Below are 13454 nucleotides of genomic sequence, written 5' to 3' on the forward strand. Positions count from 1 at the left end.
CAGGCCTTCCGTTCGATATACTGAACAGCATCCGCAACTGTGAATCTGTTCGGGAGCCTACTTGTGCGGGTCCCGGCCGAACAAGGGGGGTCCACTCCAGATGGCTGCAGGTGAGGGCGGCGCGCAGGTCAAATCCGCGGTGCGGACGGTGGAGCTGCTGGAGTTCTTCGCGGGGCAACCCGGCATGCACAGCCTGGCCGCCGTGCAGGAGGCCGTGGGCTACCCCAAGTCCAGCCTGTACATGCTGCTGCGCACGCTCGTGGAGCTGGGCTGGATCGAGACCGACGCCACCGGCACCCGCTACGGCATCGGCGTGCGCGCCCTGCTGGTCGGCACCTCGTACATCGACGGCGACGAGGTCGTCGCCGCGGCCCGCCCGACCCTGGACCGGCTCTCGGACGACACCAGCGAGACCATCCACCTGGCCCGCCTCGACGGAACCAGCGTCGTCTACCTGGCGACCCGCCAGTCCTCGCACTACCTGCGGCCGTTCACCCGGGTCGGCCGCCGGCTGCCGGCCCACTCCACCTCGCTCGGCAAGGCGCTGCTCGCCACGTACACCGACGAGCAGGTCCGCAAGCTGCTGCCGGAGACGCTGGAGCCGCTCACCGAGCACACCCACACCGACCGCGAGAAGCTGATCGCGGAGCTGCACCAGATCCGCGAGCAGGGCTACGCCGTGGACCGCGAGGAGAACACGCTGGGCCTGCGCTGCTTCGGCGTCGCCATCCCGTACCGCACGCCCGCCCGCGACGCGATCAGCTGCTCGGTCCCGGTGGCCAGGCTGACCCCGGCCCACGAGCAGCTGATCAAGGACGCCCTCTTCGACGCGCGCGACCGCCTCACGCTGGCGACCCGCCGTCTGTGACCCTCCCGGTCAGGACTCCTCGCGCAACACCCGGACGGCACCCGGCGGCACGCTGAGCCGGCCGATGACCCGTTCGCCGGTGAGCAATTCCGTACCCGGCGCGTCGAGGGGCACCTTCGCCTCGGACCCGGTGTGGTTGATCACGAAGAGGTACCTGCCCTGCTCACCGGCGCGGCGGACGACCTCGACGTCACGCGGCAGTTCGGCCCGGTCCGGCAGGCCCGCGTCCTCCGCGGCGGCGGCCAGGACCGCGCCGATCTCCGCGGGGCCGAGCCGGGTCGAGACGTACCAGGCCGTGCCCTCGCCCAGGGCGTGCCGGGTGACGGCGGGGCGGCCGGCGGCGGGGCCGTCGGCGTACGTCCACACCGGCTCTGCGCCGCGCGGCACGACGACCTCGGTCCACAGGTCGCCGGTGAGGGCGGGGCCCTCGGGGCCGTCGAGCCGGACCCGTTCCCCGTCGAGCAGGGGCGCGAACTCCTCGACGGTCAGCCCGAGCACGTCCCGCAGCGCGCCGGGCGCGGGGCCCGGGTGGACGGTGTCGTGCTCGTCGACGACGCCGGAGAAGTAGGAGACCAGCAGCGTGCCGCCGCCCTCGACGTAGGCGCGCAGGTTCCGTCCGGCGGCCTCGGTGGTGAGGTAGAGGGCGGGGACGACGACGAGGGGATAGGCCGACAAGTCGGCTTCTGGACGCGTGAAGTCGACGGTCAGGTGCCGGTCGAAGAGGGCCTCGTAGTAACTGTCGGCGCGTTCGCGCGCGTCGTGGTCCTGGCTGGGCCGCCACTCCAGCTTCTGCGCCCACCAGGACTGCCAGTCCCACAGCACGGCGGCGTCCGCGACGGTCCGGGTGCCGGCGACCTCGGCGAGGGCGGCGACGTCGGCGCCCAGCCGGACCACCTCGCGCCAGACGCGGCTGTCGGTGCCCGCGTGCGGCAGCATCGCGGAGTGGAACTTCTCGGCGCCGTAGCGGGACTGCCGCCACTGGAAGAACAGGGCGCCCTCCGAGCCGCGGGCCACGTGCGCGAGGCTGTTGCGGGCCATCTGGCCGGGGGCCTTGGCGGGGTTGCGGCGCTGCCAGTTGACCCCGCTGGTGGAGTGCTCCAGCAGCAGCCAGGGGGCGCCGCCGGCGACGGAGCGGGTGAGGTCGGCGGCCATCGCCAGGTTGACGTGGGTGCGGCGGCCGTCGGTGATCAGGTAGTGGTCGTTGGTGACGAGGTCGACCTCGCGGCCCCAGGCCCAGTAGTCCATCGAGTCGCACTGGCTGAGCGCGGTCATGAAGTTGGTGGTGACCGGGATGCCGGGTGACAGCCGGTGCAGGATGTCGCGTTCCGCGGTGAAGTTGCCGCGGACGGTCTCGTCCGTGAAGCGGGCGTAGTCCAGCTGCTGGGCCGGGTTGGCGACGGTGGGGGTCAGCCGCGGGGCGTCGACGTGCGCCCAGTCGCCGTAGGTCTGCCCCCAGAAGGCCGTGCCCCAGGCGGCGTTGAGGGCGTCGAGGCCCTCGTAGCGGGCCCGCAGCCAGTGCCGGAACTCCTCGGCGGACGCCTCGCAGTAGCAGGCGCCGACCGGTACGCCGTACTCGTTGTGGACGTGCCACATCGCCACGGCCGGGTGACTCCCGTAGCGCTCGGCCAGCCGCTCGGTGATCCGGGCGGCTGCCCGGCGGTATGCGGCGGAGCTGTGGCAGATGGCGCCGCGCGAGCCGAAGCCGTAGCGGATGCCCTCGCGGCTCACCGGGAGCGCCTCGGGGTGGGCGGCGTAGAACCAGGCGGGCGGCACGACGGTGGGGGTGCCGAGGTCGGCGCGGATGCCGTGCTCGTGCAGCAGGTCCAGCAGCCGGTCGAGCCAGGCGAAGTCGTAGCGGCCGGGCTCGGGCTCCAGCTTCGACCAGGCGAAGATGCCGACGCTGACCATGGTCACACCGGCCTCGCGCATCAGCCGGACGTCCTCGTGCCAGACCTCCTCGGGCCATTGCTCGGGGTTGTAGTCGCCGCCGTAGGCAAGGCGCGCCATGGGATCTCCTGGGTCAACTCTGGGAACGTGCACAGCAGCCCGAGGGGCGGCTCGGCCAAGGTAACCGCACGGCCACAAGCATTGACAAGTGTCGGAGATGTTTCTCTACTGTGAACGCTCACAGCGCCCCCGCGCACCCTCGTCAGGGGAGGAACCCATGAACAAGCGCCTCGTCGCCGCATTCGCAGCGGCCGCGCTCTCCACCACGCTGCTGGCCGGCTGCGGTTCGTCGGACGACGGCGGAGACGGAGACAAGGCGGAGTCCGGACCGGTCAGCCTCACGTACTGGGCCTGGGCCCCCGGCCTGGACAAGGTCGCGGCGATCTGGAACGCCGGTCCCGGCAAGGAGGCCGGCATCACGGTCACGGTGAAGAAGCAGGCGTCGGGCGACGACCTGGTCACCAAGATCATCACCGCCTCGAAGGCGCACAAGGCGCCCGACCTGGTGCAGGCCGAGTTCCAGGCCCTCCCCACGCTGGTGAGCAACGACGTCCTGGCCGACATATCCGGGCAGGCGGGCGACGTGAAGAAGGACTTCGCCGACGGCGTGTGGCAGCAGGTGACCCTCGGCTCCGACGCGGTGTACGCGATCCCGCAGGACACCGGGCCGCTGATGTTCTACTACCGCCAGGACCTGTTCACGAAGTACGGCCTGAACGTGCCCACGACGTGGGACGAGTTCGCGCGGACGGCCCGCGACCTGAAGAAGAAGGACGCCGAGAAGTCGCTGACCACCTTCTCGGCGACCGACCCCGGCCTGTTCGCGGGCCTGTCGCAGCAGGCGGGCGCGAAGTGGTGGACGACCTCCGGGGACGAGTGGAACGTCGCCGTCGACGACGCCGCCTCCACCAAGGTCGCCGACTTCTGGGGCGGCCTGGTCAAGGAGGGCGTCGTCGACAACCAGCCGATGTACACCCCCGCGTGGAACAAGGCGCTCAACACCGGGACCCAGATCGCCTGGGTCAGCGCCGTGTGGGCGCCGGGCGTGCTGACGACCGCGGCCCCCGACACCAAGGGCAAGTGGGCCATGGCGCCGCTGCCGCAGTGGAACGCGGGTGAGAACGTCACGGGCAGCTGGGGCGGCTCCACGACCGGCATCAGCAACGACTCGAAGCACAAGGACGCCGCGGTGAAGTTCGCGACCTGGCTGAACACCGACCCGGAGGCCGTGACGGCGCTGGTGAAGAACGGCGGCATCTACCCGGCGGCGACGGCCGCCCAGACCGGGGACGCGCTCGCCCAGGCGCCGGAGTTCTTCTCCAACCAGCCGGACTTCTACACCAAGGCGGCCGAGATCGCGAAGACCACCGCCCCGGGGGCGTGGGGTCCGAACGTGAACGTCGCCTACAGCGCGTTCAAGGACGCCTTCGGCAAGGCGGCGCAGGACAAGGCCGGCTTCGGCCCGGCGCTGGGCACGGTGCAGTCGACGACGGTCGCCGACATGAAGAAGCAGGGCTTCTCGGTCGCGGAGTAGCGCGCGGCAGCCCCTCAGGCCGACCGGGGGCACCACGCGCCCCCGGTCCCGCCCGCCCGTCCGCTGCCCGTCCGTCCGCCCTCAGCCGTCAGCCGTCAGCCGTCAGCCGTCCGAAACGAGCCGCCCATGCCGCCCACGTCCGCTGCCCGGCGCACCCGACGCCTCGCCCCCTACGGATTCCTCGTCCCCGCCGTCCTCCTGTTCGCCGCGACCTTCGCGCTCCCCATCGGCTACGCCGTCTACCTGAGCTTCCGCAAGATCGAGGTCAAGGGCCTGGGCCTGGGACGGGGCGCACGCGGCGAGGCCTGGGCGGGGCTGTCCAACTACACCTCCGTCCTGTCCGACACCGAGCTCCTGCACGGCGCCGCCCGCATCCTCGGCTACGGCGCGATCGTCGTGCCGGTGATGCTGGGCCTCGCCCTGCTGTTCGCCCTGATGCTGGACGCGCAGCGGACCCGGCTGCGCGGGTTCTCGCGGCTGGCGATCTTCCTGCCGTACGCCGTGCCCGGGGTGGTCGCGGCGCTGCTGTGGGGCTTCCTCTACCTGCCTTCGCTCAGCCCGCTCCACTACGCGCTGGGTGCCATGGGCCTGCCGGAGCCGGACCTGCTGACCGGCGGCGCGCTCTTCGGCGCGCTGGCGAACGTGGCCGTGTGGGGCGGCACGGGCTTCAACATGATCGTGATCTACACGTCGCTGCGGGCGGTGCCCTCCGAGATCTACGAGGCCGCGCGGATCGACGGCTGCTCGGAGCTGCAGATCGCGCTGCGGATCAAGATCCCCACCGTGGCGCCGGCGCTCGTGCTGACCTTCTTCTTCTCGATGATCGCCACCTTCCAGGTCTTCGGCGAGCCGATGACCCTGAAGGGGATGACGAACTCGATCTCCACGACCTGGAGCCCGCTGATGAAGGTCTACCAGGACGCCTTCGTGCGCGGCGACCTCCACTCGGCGGCCGCGACGTCCGTGGTCATCGCCGTCGTCACCCTCGTCCTGTCCTTCGGCTTCCTGCGGGCGGCCAACTCCCGTACCCGGCAGGGAGCCTCCTGATGAGCGTCACGGCAACCCCCCTCGCCCAGCGGCCCGGCGCCACCACGGCGGCCCGCGCCTCCGCGCCGCGGCGGCGCCGCGGGACCGGCCTGGTCCCGACCGTCGTGCTGCTGCTCGGGGCGGCCTACTGCCTGCTCCCGGTCGCGTGGGTGCTGGTGGCGTCGACGAAGAGCAGCCGCGAGCTGTTCGCGACGTTCACCTTCCTGCCCGGCACGGGCCTGGTCGACAACGTCTCCGCGCTGACGGCGTACCGCGACGGCGTCTACTGGCGGTGGATGCTCAACTCCCTCTTCTACGCGGGCCTCGGCGCGCTGCTGTCCACCGCGGTGTCCGCGGTGAGCGGCTACGCACTGGCGAAGTACCGCTTCCGCGGCCGCGAGGCGATCTTCAACGTCCTGCTGACCGGGGTGCTGATGCCGCCGGTCATCCTGGCGATCCCGCAGTACCTGCTGATGGCCAAGGCGGGTCTGGCCGACAGCTACCTGTCGGTGCTGCTGCCGAGCGTCCTGGCGCCGTACGGCATCTACCTGGCGCGGATCTACGCCTCCGCCGCCGTGCCGGACGAGGTGGTGGAGGCGGCCCGGGTGGACGGGGCGGGCGAGTGGCGGATCTTCCGCACGATCGCGCTGCCGGTGATGCTGCCCGGCCTGGTGACGGTCTTCCTCTTCCAGTTCGTGGCGATCTGGAACAACTTCCTGCTGCCGTTCATCATGCTGGGCGACGACGAGAAGTTCCCGGTGACGCTGGGCCTGTTCACCCTGCTCCAGCAGGGCGCCTCGGCGCCCGCCCTCTACACGCTGGTGATCACCGGTGCGATGCTGGCGATAATGCCGCTGATCGCACTGTTCCTGGTGATCCAGCGGTTCTGGAGCCTGGACCTGCTCTCCGGGGCCGTAAAGTCCTGAGGAGTCCCGAAGGAAGAACGGTATGAGCCGCACAGAACGACGCCGTCCCCCGACGATCCACGACGTGGCCCGCGAGGCGGGTGTGTCACGGGGCACGGTGTCGCGCGTCCTCAACGGCGGGCACAACGTGAGCCCGGCCGCGATGGAGGCGGTCAACGCCGCCATCCGCCGCACCGGATACGTGGTGAACCGGCACGCCCGCAGCCTGATCACCGGGCGTTCGGACTCGGTGGGCTTCCTTCTCACCGAGCCGCAGGAGCGCTTCTTCGAGGACCCGAACTTCAACGTGCTGCTCAGCGGCTGCACCCAGGCGCTGGCCGCGCACGACATACCGCTGCTGCTGATGATCGCCGGCGACGAGTCGGAGCGGCGGCGGATCACCCGCTACATCACCGCCGGGCACGTCGACGGCGTGCTGCTGGTGTCCAGCCACTCGGGGAACCCGGTCGCCGAGCGGCTGGAGAAGGCCGGGGTCCCGGTCGTCGCCTGCGGTGAGCCGCTGGGGCAGGGCGGCCGGGTCGCGTACGTGGCGGCCGACGAGCGGGGCGGCGCGCACCGGATGGTGCGGCACCTCGTGGCCTCCGGGCGGCGCACGATCGCCATGATCACGGGGCCGCTGGACACCCCCGGCGGTGTCCAGCGCCTGGCGGGCTACCGCGAGGAGCTGGCCGCCGCGGGGCTGCCCGCCGACGAGACCCTGATCGCCGAGGGCGACTACAGCCGGGCCAGCGGGGAGGCCGCGATGACCGCGCTGCTGGACCGCTCCCCCGGCCTGGACGCGGTCTTCGTCGCCTCCGACCTGATGGCCCAGGGCGCGCTGGCGGCGCTGGAACGGGCCGGGCGGCGCGTGCCGGAGCACGTCGCGGTCGGCGGCTTCGACGACTCCCCGGCGGCGCTGGCCACGCTGCCGCCGCTGACCACGATCCGCCAGCCGTGGGACCGGATCAGCGCCGAGATGGTGCGGCTGCTGCTCGCCCGCATCGCCGGTGACGAGCCGTCCGCGGTGATCCTCCCGACGGAGCTGATACGGCGGGAGTCGGCCTGAACATCCCCTAGGATCATGGGAGTTGGGGCGTCGAAGCCGCCGCCCCCGGACTTGGAGGACCGGTGCGTCTCCCCCGCTCCCTTTCCGGCTGGACCATGGCCGTCTTCGGTGTGCTCGCCGCCGCGCTCGGCATCGTCGGGATCGTGTCGCCGGCCGTGCAGCTGTCCCTGCTCGGCTTCCACCGTCCGGACCACCGCGCAGCCGGCGACTACACCCTGGTCTTCCTCACCGCGTCCTCGATGGCGGCGCTCAACATGGGCGTCTACTACGTCCTGGCGGCCCTCGCCGACTGGCGCGCCTTCTTCCGCTGGACGGTCCCGTTCCGGCTGCTGACCTTCACCGTCTTCACCACGGCCGTGGTGATCGGGCGGGCGCCCTCCGGTTTCCTCGGGGTCGGCGTGTGGGAGGGCGTGGGCGCGCTGGTGACCGGTGCGGCCCTCTGGCACGAGGGCCGCACGGCCCGGGCCGCGACCCCCGAGGGCGCCGCGGCGGCGTGACCCGGCCGCGGGGCGGTCAGGACGTACGGGGCGGGACCGCGCACTGCTCGGAGAAGCCCTGGCTGGTCAGCCCGAGGGTGCTGTTGAGCCGGGAGCGCAGGTTCTCCACCGCGACCATGGCCGTGAGCTCGACGAAGGCGGCCTCACCGAGCCGGTCGAGCAGCCGGCGGGCCAGGTCGTCGGTGACGGACGGCTCCGTCTCGCTCATGGCCTCGGCGTACTCCATCACCCACTGCTCGAGCTCGGTGAAGTCCTCCCGGTGGTCGCGCCAGACGGGCACCTTGCCCACCTTCTCCATGGGCAGCCTCAGGCCCTCGGCCTTCCAGTGGCCGAAGTCCACGCACCAGGAGCAGCCGATGCGGACCGCGGACGCCATGACGGCGAGGTGCTTGAGGCCCGGGTCGAGCGCGTGCCACTTCTCCACGCCCTGCTCGAAGCGGGCGTAGGACATCAGCACCTTCGGGTTGTGGCCGACCGCCCGGCCGGGGTCGAGGACCCTGCCGAACCTGCGGCGCGCGTACCACTCGGCGAGCCGGATGAACGGGGTCCGCGGCGGGTCGAGGGAGATGCGGGACATGTCGTGCCTCCTGGGGTCGTCCGCGTCGTGCCTGCGGGCGTACGACGGACGGCGGCCTCCCCGGTGTGACATCGGACAGGGGGCAGGTCCGGGAGGTCACACCCGCAGGGCGCACAGGGCGCGGTCCCAGAGCCGGTCCGCGGCGATCGGGTCCACGGCGTGGGCGGCGACGCCGCCGGGACGCCCTTCGTCCCCGTCCACGACCGGCGCCTCCTGGTTGTCCTCGAAGTAGCGTCCGGTCACCCCGTCGAGCAGCGGCGACGCCGCGAGCAGCACCGAGGTGGCGGCTCCCTGCTCCGCGGTCTTGTGGTACGGCTGCGGGATGACGGCGCCGTCCTCGTCCGTCACGCCCATCGCCCGCATGGTGCCGGCGTCGATGTGGCGCTGGAGGTTGGTGCTGAGGATCCATCCGGGGTTGAGCGCGTTGGCCGTGACGCCGTCGGCGGCCCACCGGCGGGCGCCCACCGCGAGCAGGACGTCGGCGGTCTTGGACTGCGCGTAGGCCGTCCAGGGGTCGTAGGGACGCCGCTCGAAGTGGGGGTCGCCGAAGTCGAACGCGGCGTTGTGGTGGGCTCCGGAGCTGACGACCACCAGCCGGGCCGACCCGGCCGCCCGCAGTGCGGGGTGGAGCGCCGTGGCGAGGGCGAAGTGCCCGAGGTGGTTGGTGGCGAGCTGCAGCTCCCACCCGAGGTCGGTGACCTGGCGGGTGGGGAGGGCCATGATCCCGGCGTTGGCGACGAGGATGTCGAGCGGCCCGCTCCAGGCGTCCGCGAAGTGTGCGACGGACGCGAGGTCGGCCAGGTCGAGGCCCCGTACGTCCACCGAGCCCGCCGGGGCGGTGGTGGCGAGTCCGCGGAGGGCCGGCTCCGCGGCGGCGGGGTCGCGCGTGGCGACGGTGACGTCCGCGCCGGCCGAGGCCAGGGCCCGGACCGTTTCCAGGCCGATGCCGGAGGCGCCGCCGGTGACGAGGGCGCGCCGGCCGGTGAGGTCGACTCCGCTGACGACCTCGGAGGCCGTGGCGTGCGAGGGGAAGGGGGTCTGCAGCAGGGGGTGGTCGAGCACGGTGACCTTCTCGGGAGGGGAACGGCTGGTACGCGAACCAGGCTATGGACGGCATCGCGTATTCTCCATAATGAAAACTCCGGAAAACTTCAGCCATCGTCCAGACCCAGGAGGTACGTCATGGATCCGCTCGAGGACGTGCTGGCCCTGCTGGAGACCAGGGCCCACCTGTCGACGGGCCTCGTGGCGGGCGGCGAGTGGGCGGTGCGCTTCGAGGCGCCGTCCGGGGTGAAGTTCAACGCGGTCCGGCACGGCGGGTGCCTCCTGGAGGTCGAGGGGGCGGACGGGCCGGTGGAGCTGGCCGCGGGCGACTGCTTCCTGCTCACCCAGGCCCGCCCGTTCGTGCTGCGCAGCGCTCCCGGCGTGGCCCCGGTCGCCGCGGAGCCGGTGTTCGCCGCGGCGGAGGGCGGTTTCGCGCGGGTCGGCCGGGGGGACGACGTCCTGCTGGTCGGCGGCCGCTTCTCCTTCGGCGACCGCGCGCGGGCCCTGCTGCTGGACGCCCTGCCGCCGGTCATCCACGTGCCCGTGGGGACCGCGCACGCGCAGACCGTGGGCTGGGCACTGGAGCAGATCGGGCAGGAGCTGCTGCGACGGCCCGTGGCCTCCACCCTCGTGGCGGAGCACCTGGCCGTCGTCATGCTGGTCCACGTGCTGCGTCTGCACCTCGCAGAGGAGTCGCACGGCGTGTCTGGCTGGCCGGCGGGCCTGTCCGACCCCGTCGTGGCGCCCGCCCTGGCCGCGCTGCACCGTGCGCCGGCGCACGGCTGGACGGTCGCCGAACTCGCCCGCACCAGCGGGGTGTCGAGGTCCACGCTCGCCGCACGGTTCAAGCGGACCGTGGGCTGTCCGCCGCTGGACTACCTCAGGCGGTGGCGCATCGAACTCGCCTCGCAGCGCCTGCGCAAGGGCACCGAGACCCTCGCCGTCATCGCCCGCGCGGTCGGCTACGGCTCCGAGAGCGCGCTCAGCACGGCCTTCAAGGAGGTCACGGGGAGCTCGCCCCGTGCCTACCGCGGCGGTCCCGTGGCCTGACGGGACGCCCGGGGGCGCGGGCCTCCGCCGGCCGGGGACGGTCGGCCGACGGGTGGGGTGGGTGCGGGGCGGCGGCCGGTCAGAGCCTTCCGCTGCCCGCGTGGCGGTCGACGACGTACGGTACGGCGCCCGCACGGTCGACCCGGGTGCGCAGGGCCGGGGTCCACCCCGCGTCGTCGCCGAGCTGCTCGGCGGGGACGCCCGCGTTGTGGACGGCGAGCAGGTCGACGGGGCGGCCGTTGACGAGGTTGCCGTCCTCGGTGAGGGCGGTGCCCTTCCACTTCTTGATGACGGTGGCGCGGTCGACGCCCGCGGGCAGGGTGAAGGCGTTGGCCTCCGCCACGAGCTGCGACTGGACGCCGACACCGAGGCTGTAGCCGTAGGCGTAGCCGGAGTCCGCGGTCGCCACGTAGTGGTTGTTGTAGGTGTCGACCTGGCCGAAGCGGACGCGCGGGGCGCGCTCGGTGACGTTCCGGTAGAGATTGTGGTGGAGGGTGACGCGCAGCCTGCCCGCGTCGGTGGCGGCGGCGCTGTCGCTGTTGCCGATGAGCGAGGTCTTGCCGTGGTCCCGGAAGACGTTCCAGGACCCGGTGACGAGGTCGGAGCCGTTGATGACGTCGAAGAGGCCGTCGTGCTTCTGGAAGACGCGGCCGAAGTACGTGGGCAGGGTCGTGTCGGGCTCGTCGCCGTCGGAGAAGGTGTTGTGGTCCACCCACACGTGCGTGGAGCCGACCACGCTGAGGTTGTCGTACTCGGAGTTCCAGTTGCCGGTGTCGCCGTCGGTGGGGTCCCAGGCGGGGAAGCAGTCGGCGGCGTTCTCGAAGGACAGGTTGCGGATGATGACGTCGTCGGCGTCCTGGACCATGAGGTTGCCGCCGCGGAGGGTGGCGCCCCGGCCGAGGCCGACGATGGTGGTGCGGGAGCCGACCCGCACCTGGACGCGTTCCGCCTGGACCTTCTGCGAGGCGGCGCGGGCGTCCTCGAGCGGGCCGGACGGCTCGCGGTCGGTGCCCCACACCGCGGGGTCGTAGGCGGCGAGGTAGCCGTCGAGCGTGTACCCGTCGGTGGCGTAGTCCGCGCAGCCCAGGGGGGTGCCGTCGTCGGCGGTGTTGACGTCGATGACGCCCTTGACCTGAACGATCCGGGGGGTGCCGTCGCCGTCGCCGAGGGCGGCGACCAGTTCGGCGCGGTTGCGCACGGTGAAGACGTGGGCGGCGTCGGCGGCCGAGCCACCCCTGGTGCCCCCGCCGGCCGAGGCCCAGCCGTCACCGGCGGGCAGTACGGCACGGCCGAGGGCGGCCCCGCGCGGGACGGCGGCCTGGGCCGCGGCCGGAGCGGTGAGGGCGAGGGCGAACGTCGTGCAGCCCATCAGGACAGGAATGACGCGCGCATGACACATAGATCTGCGCATTGCGGCTCCTTTGGGAGGAGGTGGGGATGGGAGAGGGAGCGGGAGCGGGGACGGCCGGCGGCTCACGGCGCGGCGTGGGCGCCGCCGGCCGTCCCGTACCCGGGCACGCGGATCAGGAGGTGTGCTTCTTCCAGTCCGCCTGCGCGGCGTTGAGCTTCCCGGCGAAGGCGTCGAGGAAGTCCTTGGCGCTCAGCCGGCCGAGGACGACCTTCTGGAACTCCGGTTCGCTGTCGGCCTTGCTGAGGGTGTTCCAGTCCGGCAGGTAGTACGGCAGCTGGACGATCTTCGTCTTGGGGTCGGTGAGCGCCTCGATGGCGATCTTGGTCGCCCCGGCGGAGGCGATCCAGTCGTCGTCCTGCGCCTCGGTGTTGGACGGGATGGCCCCGGCCGACTCGTTCCACAGGCTGTTCGCCTCCGCGGAGGCGGCGAACTCGATGAACTTCCAGGCGGCCTCCTTGTTCTCGGAGCTCTTGAACAGACCGAGCCCGTCCACCGGGTTGGAGACCGTGGTGCGCACCCCCGCCGCGTCGACCGGCATGGCCACGCCCGCGAACTTGCCCTGACCGAGGGCATCCAGGTGGTTCTGGTAGGAGCCCAGGTTGTGCTGGAGGATGCCGATCTTCCCGTTGTCGAACTCGGCGACCATCTTGGTGAAGTCGTTGTTGAGGTCGGCCTCGGGCGTGGTCTTCTTGTACAGCGCGACGTACTTCTCCAGCGCCGCCACGTTCTTCGGGTCGTTGACGGTGGTCGTGTCGCCGTTCCAGAAGCTGTCGATGCCCGACTGCCCGTACATCATGTCCAGGGCCTGGGCGATCGAGCCGGCGCCGCCGCGGAAGGTGAAGCCGAACTCGTTGCTCTTGCGGTCCGTCAGCTTCTCCGTCGCCGTGAAGAACGCGTCCCAGGTGGTGGGCGCCGGCACCCCCGCGGCCTCGAAGAGGTCGGTGCGGTACCACAGGACGCCCATGTTCGCGGAGGTCGGCACGGAGAACAGCTCGTCGCCGCCACCCGCCACCTGCACGCTCTTGACCAGGTTGGGGTCGAACCTGCCCTTCAGGGGGCTGTCGTCGATGCGGTCGGTCACCGGGTCGAGCGCGCCCTGCGCCACCAGGCTCGCGAGCATCGCGGTGCCCACGCCACCGACGTCGGGCAGGCCCTTGCCGCCCGCGATGGCGGTGTCGTACTTGGACTGCACGTCGGCGGCGGCGACCCCGACGTACTTCACCTCGACGTCCGGGTTCTTCTTCTCGAAGCGGGAGATGATCTCCTTCCACACCTCGGTGCGGACACCGCCGTTGTTGTCCCAGAAGGTGACGGTGCCCTTGCCGCTGCCCTCGCTGCCCGAGCTGCCCTTGCCGTCGGTGCCGCAGGCGGACGCGGTCAGCGCCAGTGCGGAGACGGCCGCGACGGCGGCGGCGAGGCGCGCTCCGCGGCCCTTCGGTGCTCTCATGGTGACTCTCCTGTCGGGGTGTGTGCGGGTGGTGGGGACGTGAGGGGTGGCCCGGGGTCCGGCGCGGGCCGTCGCCGGTGTC

The 13454-nt window shown here is 72.1% G+C and carries 12 protein-coding genes; 7 read left to right on the top strand and 5 right to left on the bottom strand.

Annotated features, from left to right (window positions below; genetic code table 11):
* Positions 1–100 precede the first annotated feature (100 nt).
* A complete protein-coding gene (locus ABZ312_RS20880; protein ID WP_361795955.1) occupies positions 101–868 on the top strand; it encodes an IclR family transcriptional regulator in 768 nt (255 codons plus the stop codon).
* A 9-nt stretch (positions 869–877) separates the two neighbouring features.
* Here ABZ312_RS20880 and ABZ312_RS20885 read toward each other — a convergent pair whose 3' ends face one another.
* Complete coding sequence (locus ABZ312_RS20885; protein ID WP_500327308.1) at positions 878–2875, bottom strand: beta-galactosidase; 1998 nt, start codon at positions 2873–2875, stop codon at positions 878–880.
* Positions 2876–3032: 157 nt separating this feature from the next.
* Between ABZ312_RS20885 and ABZ312_RS20890 the strand changes: the two genes are divergently transcribed.
* The 5 genes from ABZ312_RS20890 (at position 3033) to ABZ312_RS20910 (ending at position 7843) form a co-directional block, all read left to right on the top strand.
* Positions 3033–4349, top strand: a complete 1317-nt coding sequence (locus tag ABZ312_RS20890; protein WP_500327307.1) for an ABC transporter substrate-binding protein — start codon at positions 3033–3035, stop codon at positions 4347–4349.
* A gap of 126 nt (positions 4350–4475) precedes the next feature.
* A complete protein-coding gene (locus ABZ312_RS20895; RefSeq protein WP_500360751.1) occupies positions 4476–5396 on the top strand; it encodes a carbohydrate ABC transporter permease in 921 nt (306 codons plus the stop codon).
* Positions 5396–6301 (top strand): carbohydrate ABC transporter permease, encoded by a 906-nt coding sequence (locus ABZ312_RS20900; protein ID WP_500327304.1) that lies wholly within the window; start codon positions 5396–5398, stop codon positions 6299–6301. Before ABZ312_RS20895 ends, ABZ312_RS20900 begins: the two co-directional genes overlap by 1 nt.
* Before the next feature lie 22 nt (positions 6302–6323).
* On the top strand, positions 6324–7346 hold the full coding sequence (locus tag ABZ312_RS20905) for a LacI family DNA-binding transcriptional regulator (protein ID WP_500360753.1): 1023 nt from the start codon (positions 6324–6326) through the stop codon (positions 7344–7346).
* A gap of 95 nt (positions 7347–7441) precedes the next feature.
* Entirely contained in the window at positions 7442–7843 is a 402-nt protein-coding gene (locus ABZ312_RS20910) for a hypothetical protein (protein ID WP_500327423.1), read from the top strand.
* Between the two features lie 16 nt (positions 7844–7859).
* Here ABZ312_RS20910 and ABZ312_RS20915 read toward each other — a convergent pair whose 3' ends face one another.
* Both ABZ312_RS20915 and ABZ312_RS20920 read right to left on the bottom strand, forming a co-directional pair.
* The gene (locus tag ABZ312_RS20915; RefSeq protein ID WP_500438440.1) at positions 7860–8420 is read right to left on the bottom strand and encodes a carboxymuconolactone decarboxylase family protein; all 561 of its coding nucleotides are present in this window, start codon (positions 8418–8420) and stop codon (positions 7860–7862) included.
* Positions 8421–8516: 96 nt separating this feature from the next.
* Positions 8517–9482: an SDR family NAD(P)-dependent oxidoreductase gene (locus ABZ312_RS20920; RefSeq protein WP_500327299.1), complete on the bottom strand. Its 966-nt coding sequence runs from the start codon at positions 9480–9482 to the stop codon at positions 8517–8519.
* A 120-nt stretch (positions 9483–9602) separates the two neighbouring features.
* Here ABZ312_RS20920 and ABZ312_RS20925 point away from each other — a divergent pair, with 120 nt between their 5' ends.
* The gene (locus tag ABZ312_RS20925; RefSeq protein ID WP_500438442.1) at positions 9603–10514 is read left to right on the top strand and encodes an AraC family transcriptional regulator; all 912 of its coding nucleotides are present in this window, start codon (positions 9603–9605) and stop codon (positions 10512–10514) included.
* 79 nt (positions 10515–10593) lie between these two features.
* Here the strand turns inward: ABZ312_RS20925 and ABZ312_RS20930 are convergent, their stop codons facing one another.
* Complete coding sequence (locus ABZ312_RS20930) at positions 10594–11925, bottom strand: pectate lyase family protein (RefSeq protein ID WP_500438444.1); 1332 nt, start codon at positions 11923–11925, stop codon at positions 10594–10596.
* A gap of 112 nt (positions 11926–12037) precedes the next feature.
* Positions 12038–13372 (bottom strand): ABC transporter substrate-binding protein, encoded by a 1335-nt coding sequence (locus ABZ312_RS20935; RefSeq protein ID WP_500327295.1) that lies wholly within the window; start codon positions 13370–13372, stop codon positions 12038–12040.
* Positions 13373–13454 lie beyond the last annotated feature (82 nt).

The organism is Streptomyces sp. NPDC006207 (assembly GCF_040613835.1).
In the GTDB taxonomy this organism is placed as follows: Bacteria; Actinomycetota; Actinomycetes; order Streptomycetales; family Streptomycetaceae; genus Actinacidiphila.

Bases quoted from the DNA above. Each gene is read 5' to 3' on its own strand.
- ABZ312_RS20915 (WP_500438440.1), bottom strand. From the start codon at position 8,420: ATGTCCCGCATCTCCCTCGACCCGCCGCGGACCCCGTTCATCCGGCTC.
- ABZ312_RS20905 (WP_500360753.1), top strand. From the start codon at position 6,324: ATGAGCCGCACAGAACGACGCCGTCCCCCGACGATCCACGACGTGGCC.
- ABZ312_RS20925 (WP_500438442.1), top strand. From the start codon at position 9,603: ATGGATCCGCTCGAGGACGTGCTGGCCCTGCTGGAGACCAGGGCCCAC.
- ABZ312_RS20895 (WP_500360751.1), top strand. From the start codon at position 4,476: ATGCCGCCCACGTCCGCTGCCCGGCGCACCCGACGCCTCGCCCCCTAC.
- ABZ312_RS20900 (WP_500327304.1), top strand. From the start codon at position 5,396: ATGAGCGTCACGGCAACCCCCCTCGCCCAGCGGCCCGGCGCCACCACG.
- ABZ312_RS20930 (WP_500438444.1), bottom strand. From the start codon at position 11,925: ATGCGCAGATCTATGTGTCATGCGCGCGTCATTCCTGTCCTGATGGGC.
- ABZ312_RS20890 (WP_500327307.1), top strand. From the start codon at position 3,033: ATGAACAAGCGCCTCGTCGCCGCATTCGCAGCGGCCGCGCTCTCCACC.
- ABZ312_RS20910 (WP_500327423.1), top strand. From the start codon at position 7,442: ATGGCCGTCTTCGGTGTGCTCGCCGCCGCGCTCGGCATCGTCGGGATC.
- ABZ312_RS20935 (WP_500327295.1), bottom strand. From the start codon at position 13,372: ATGAGAGCACCGAAGGGCCGCGGAGCGCGCCTCGCCGCCGCCGTCGCG.
- ABZ312_RS20880 (WP_361795955.1), top strand. From the start codon at position 101: ATGGCTGCAGGTGAGGGCGGCGCGCAGGTCAAATCCGCGGTGCGGACG.
- ABZ312_RS20885 (WP_500327308.1), bottom strand. From the start codon at position 2,875: ATGGCGCGCCTTGCCTACGGCGGCGACTACAACCCCGAGCAATGGCCC.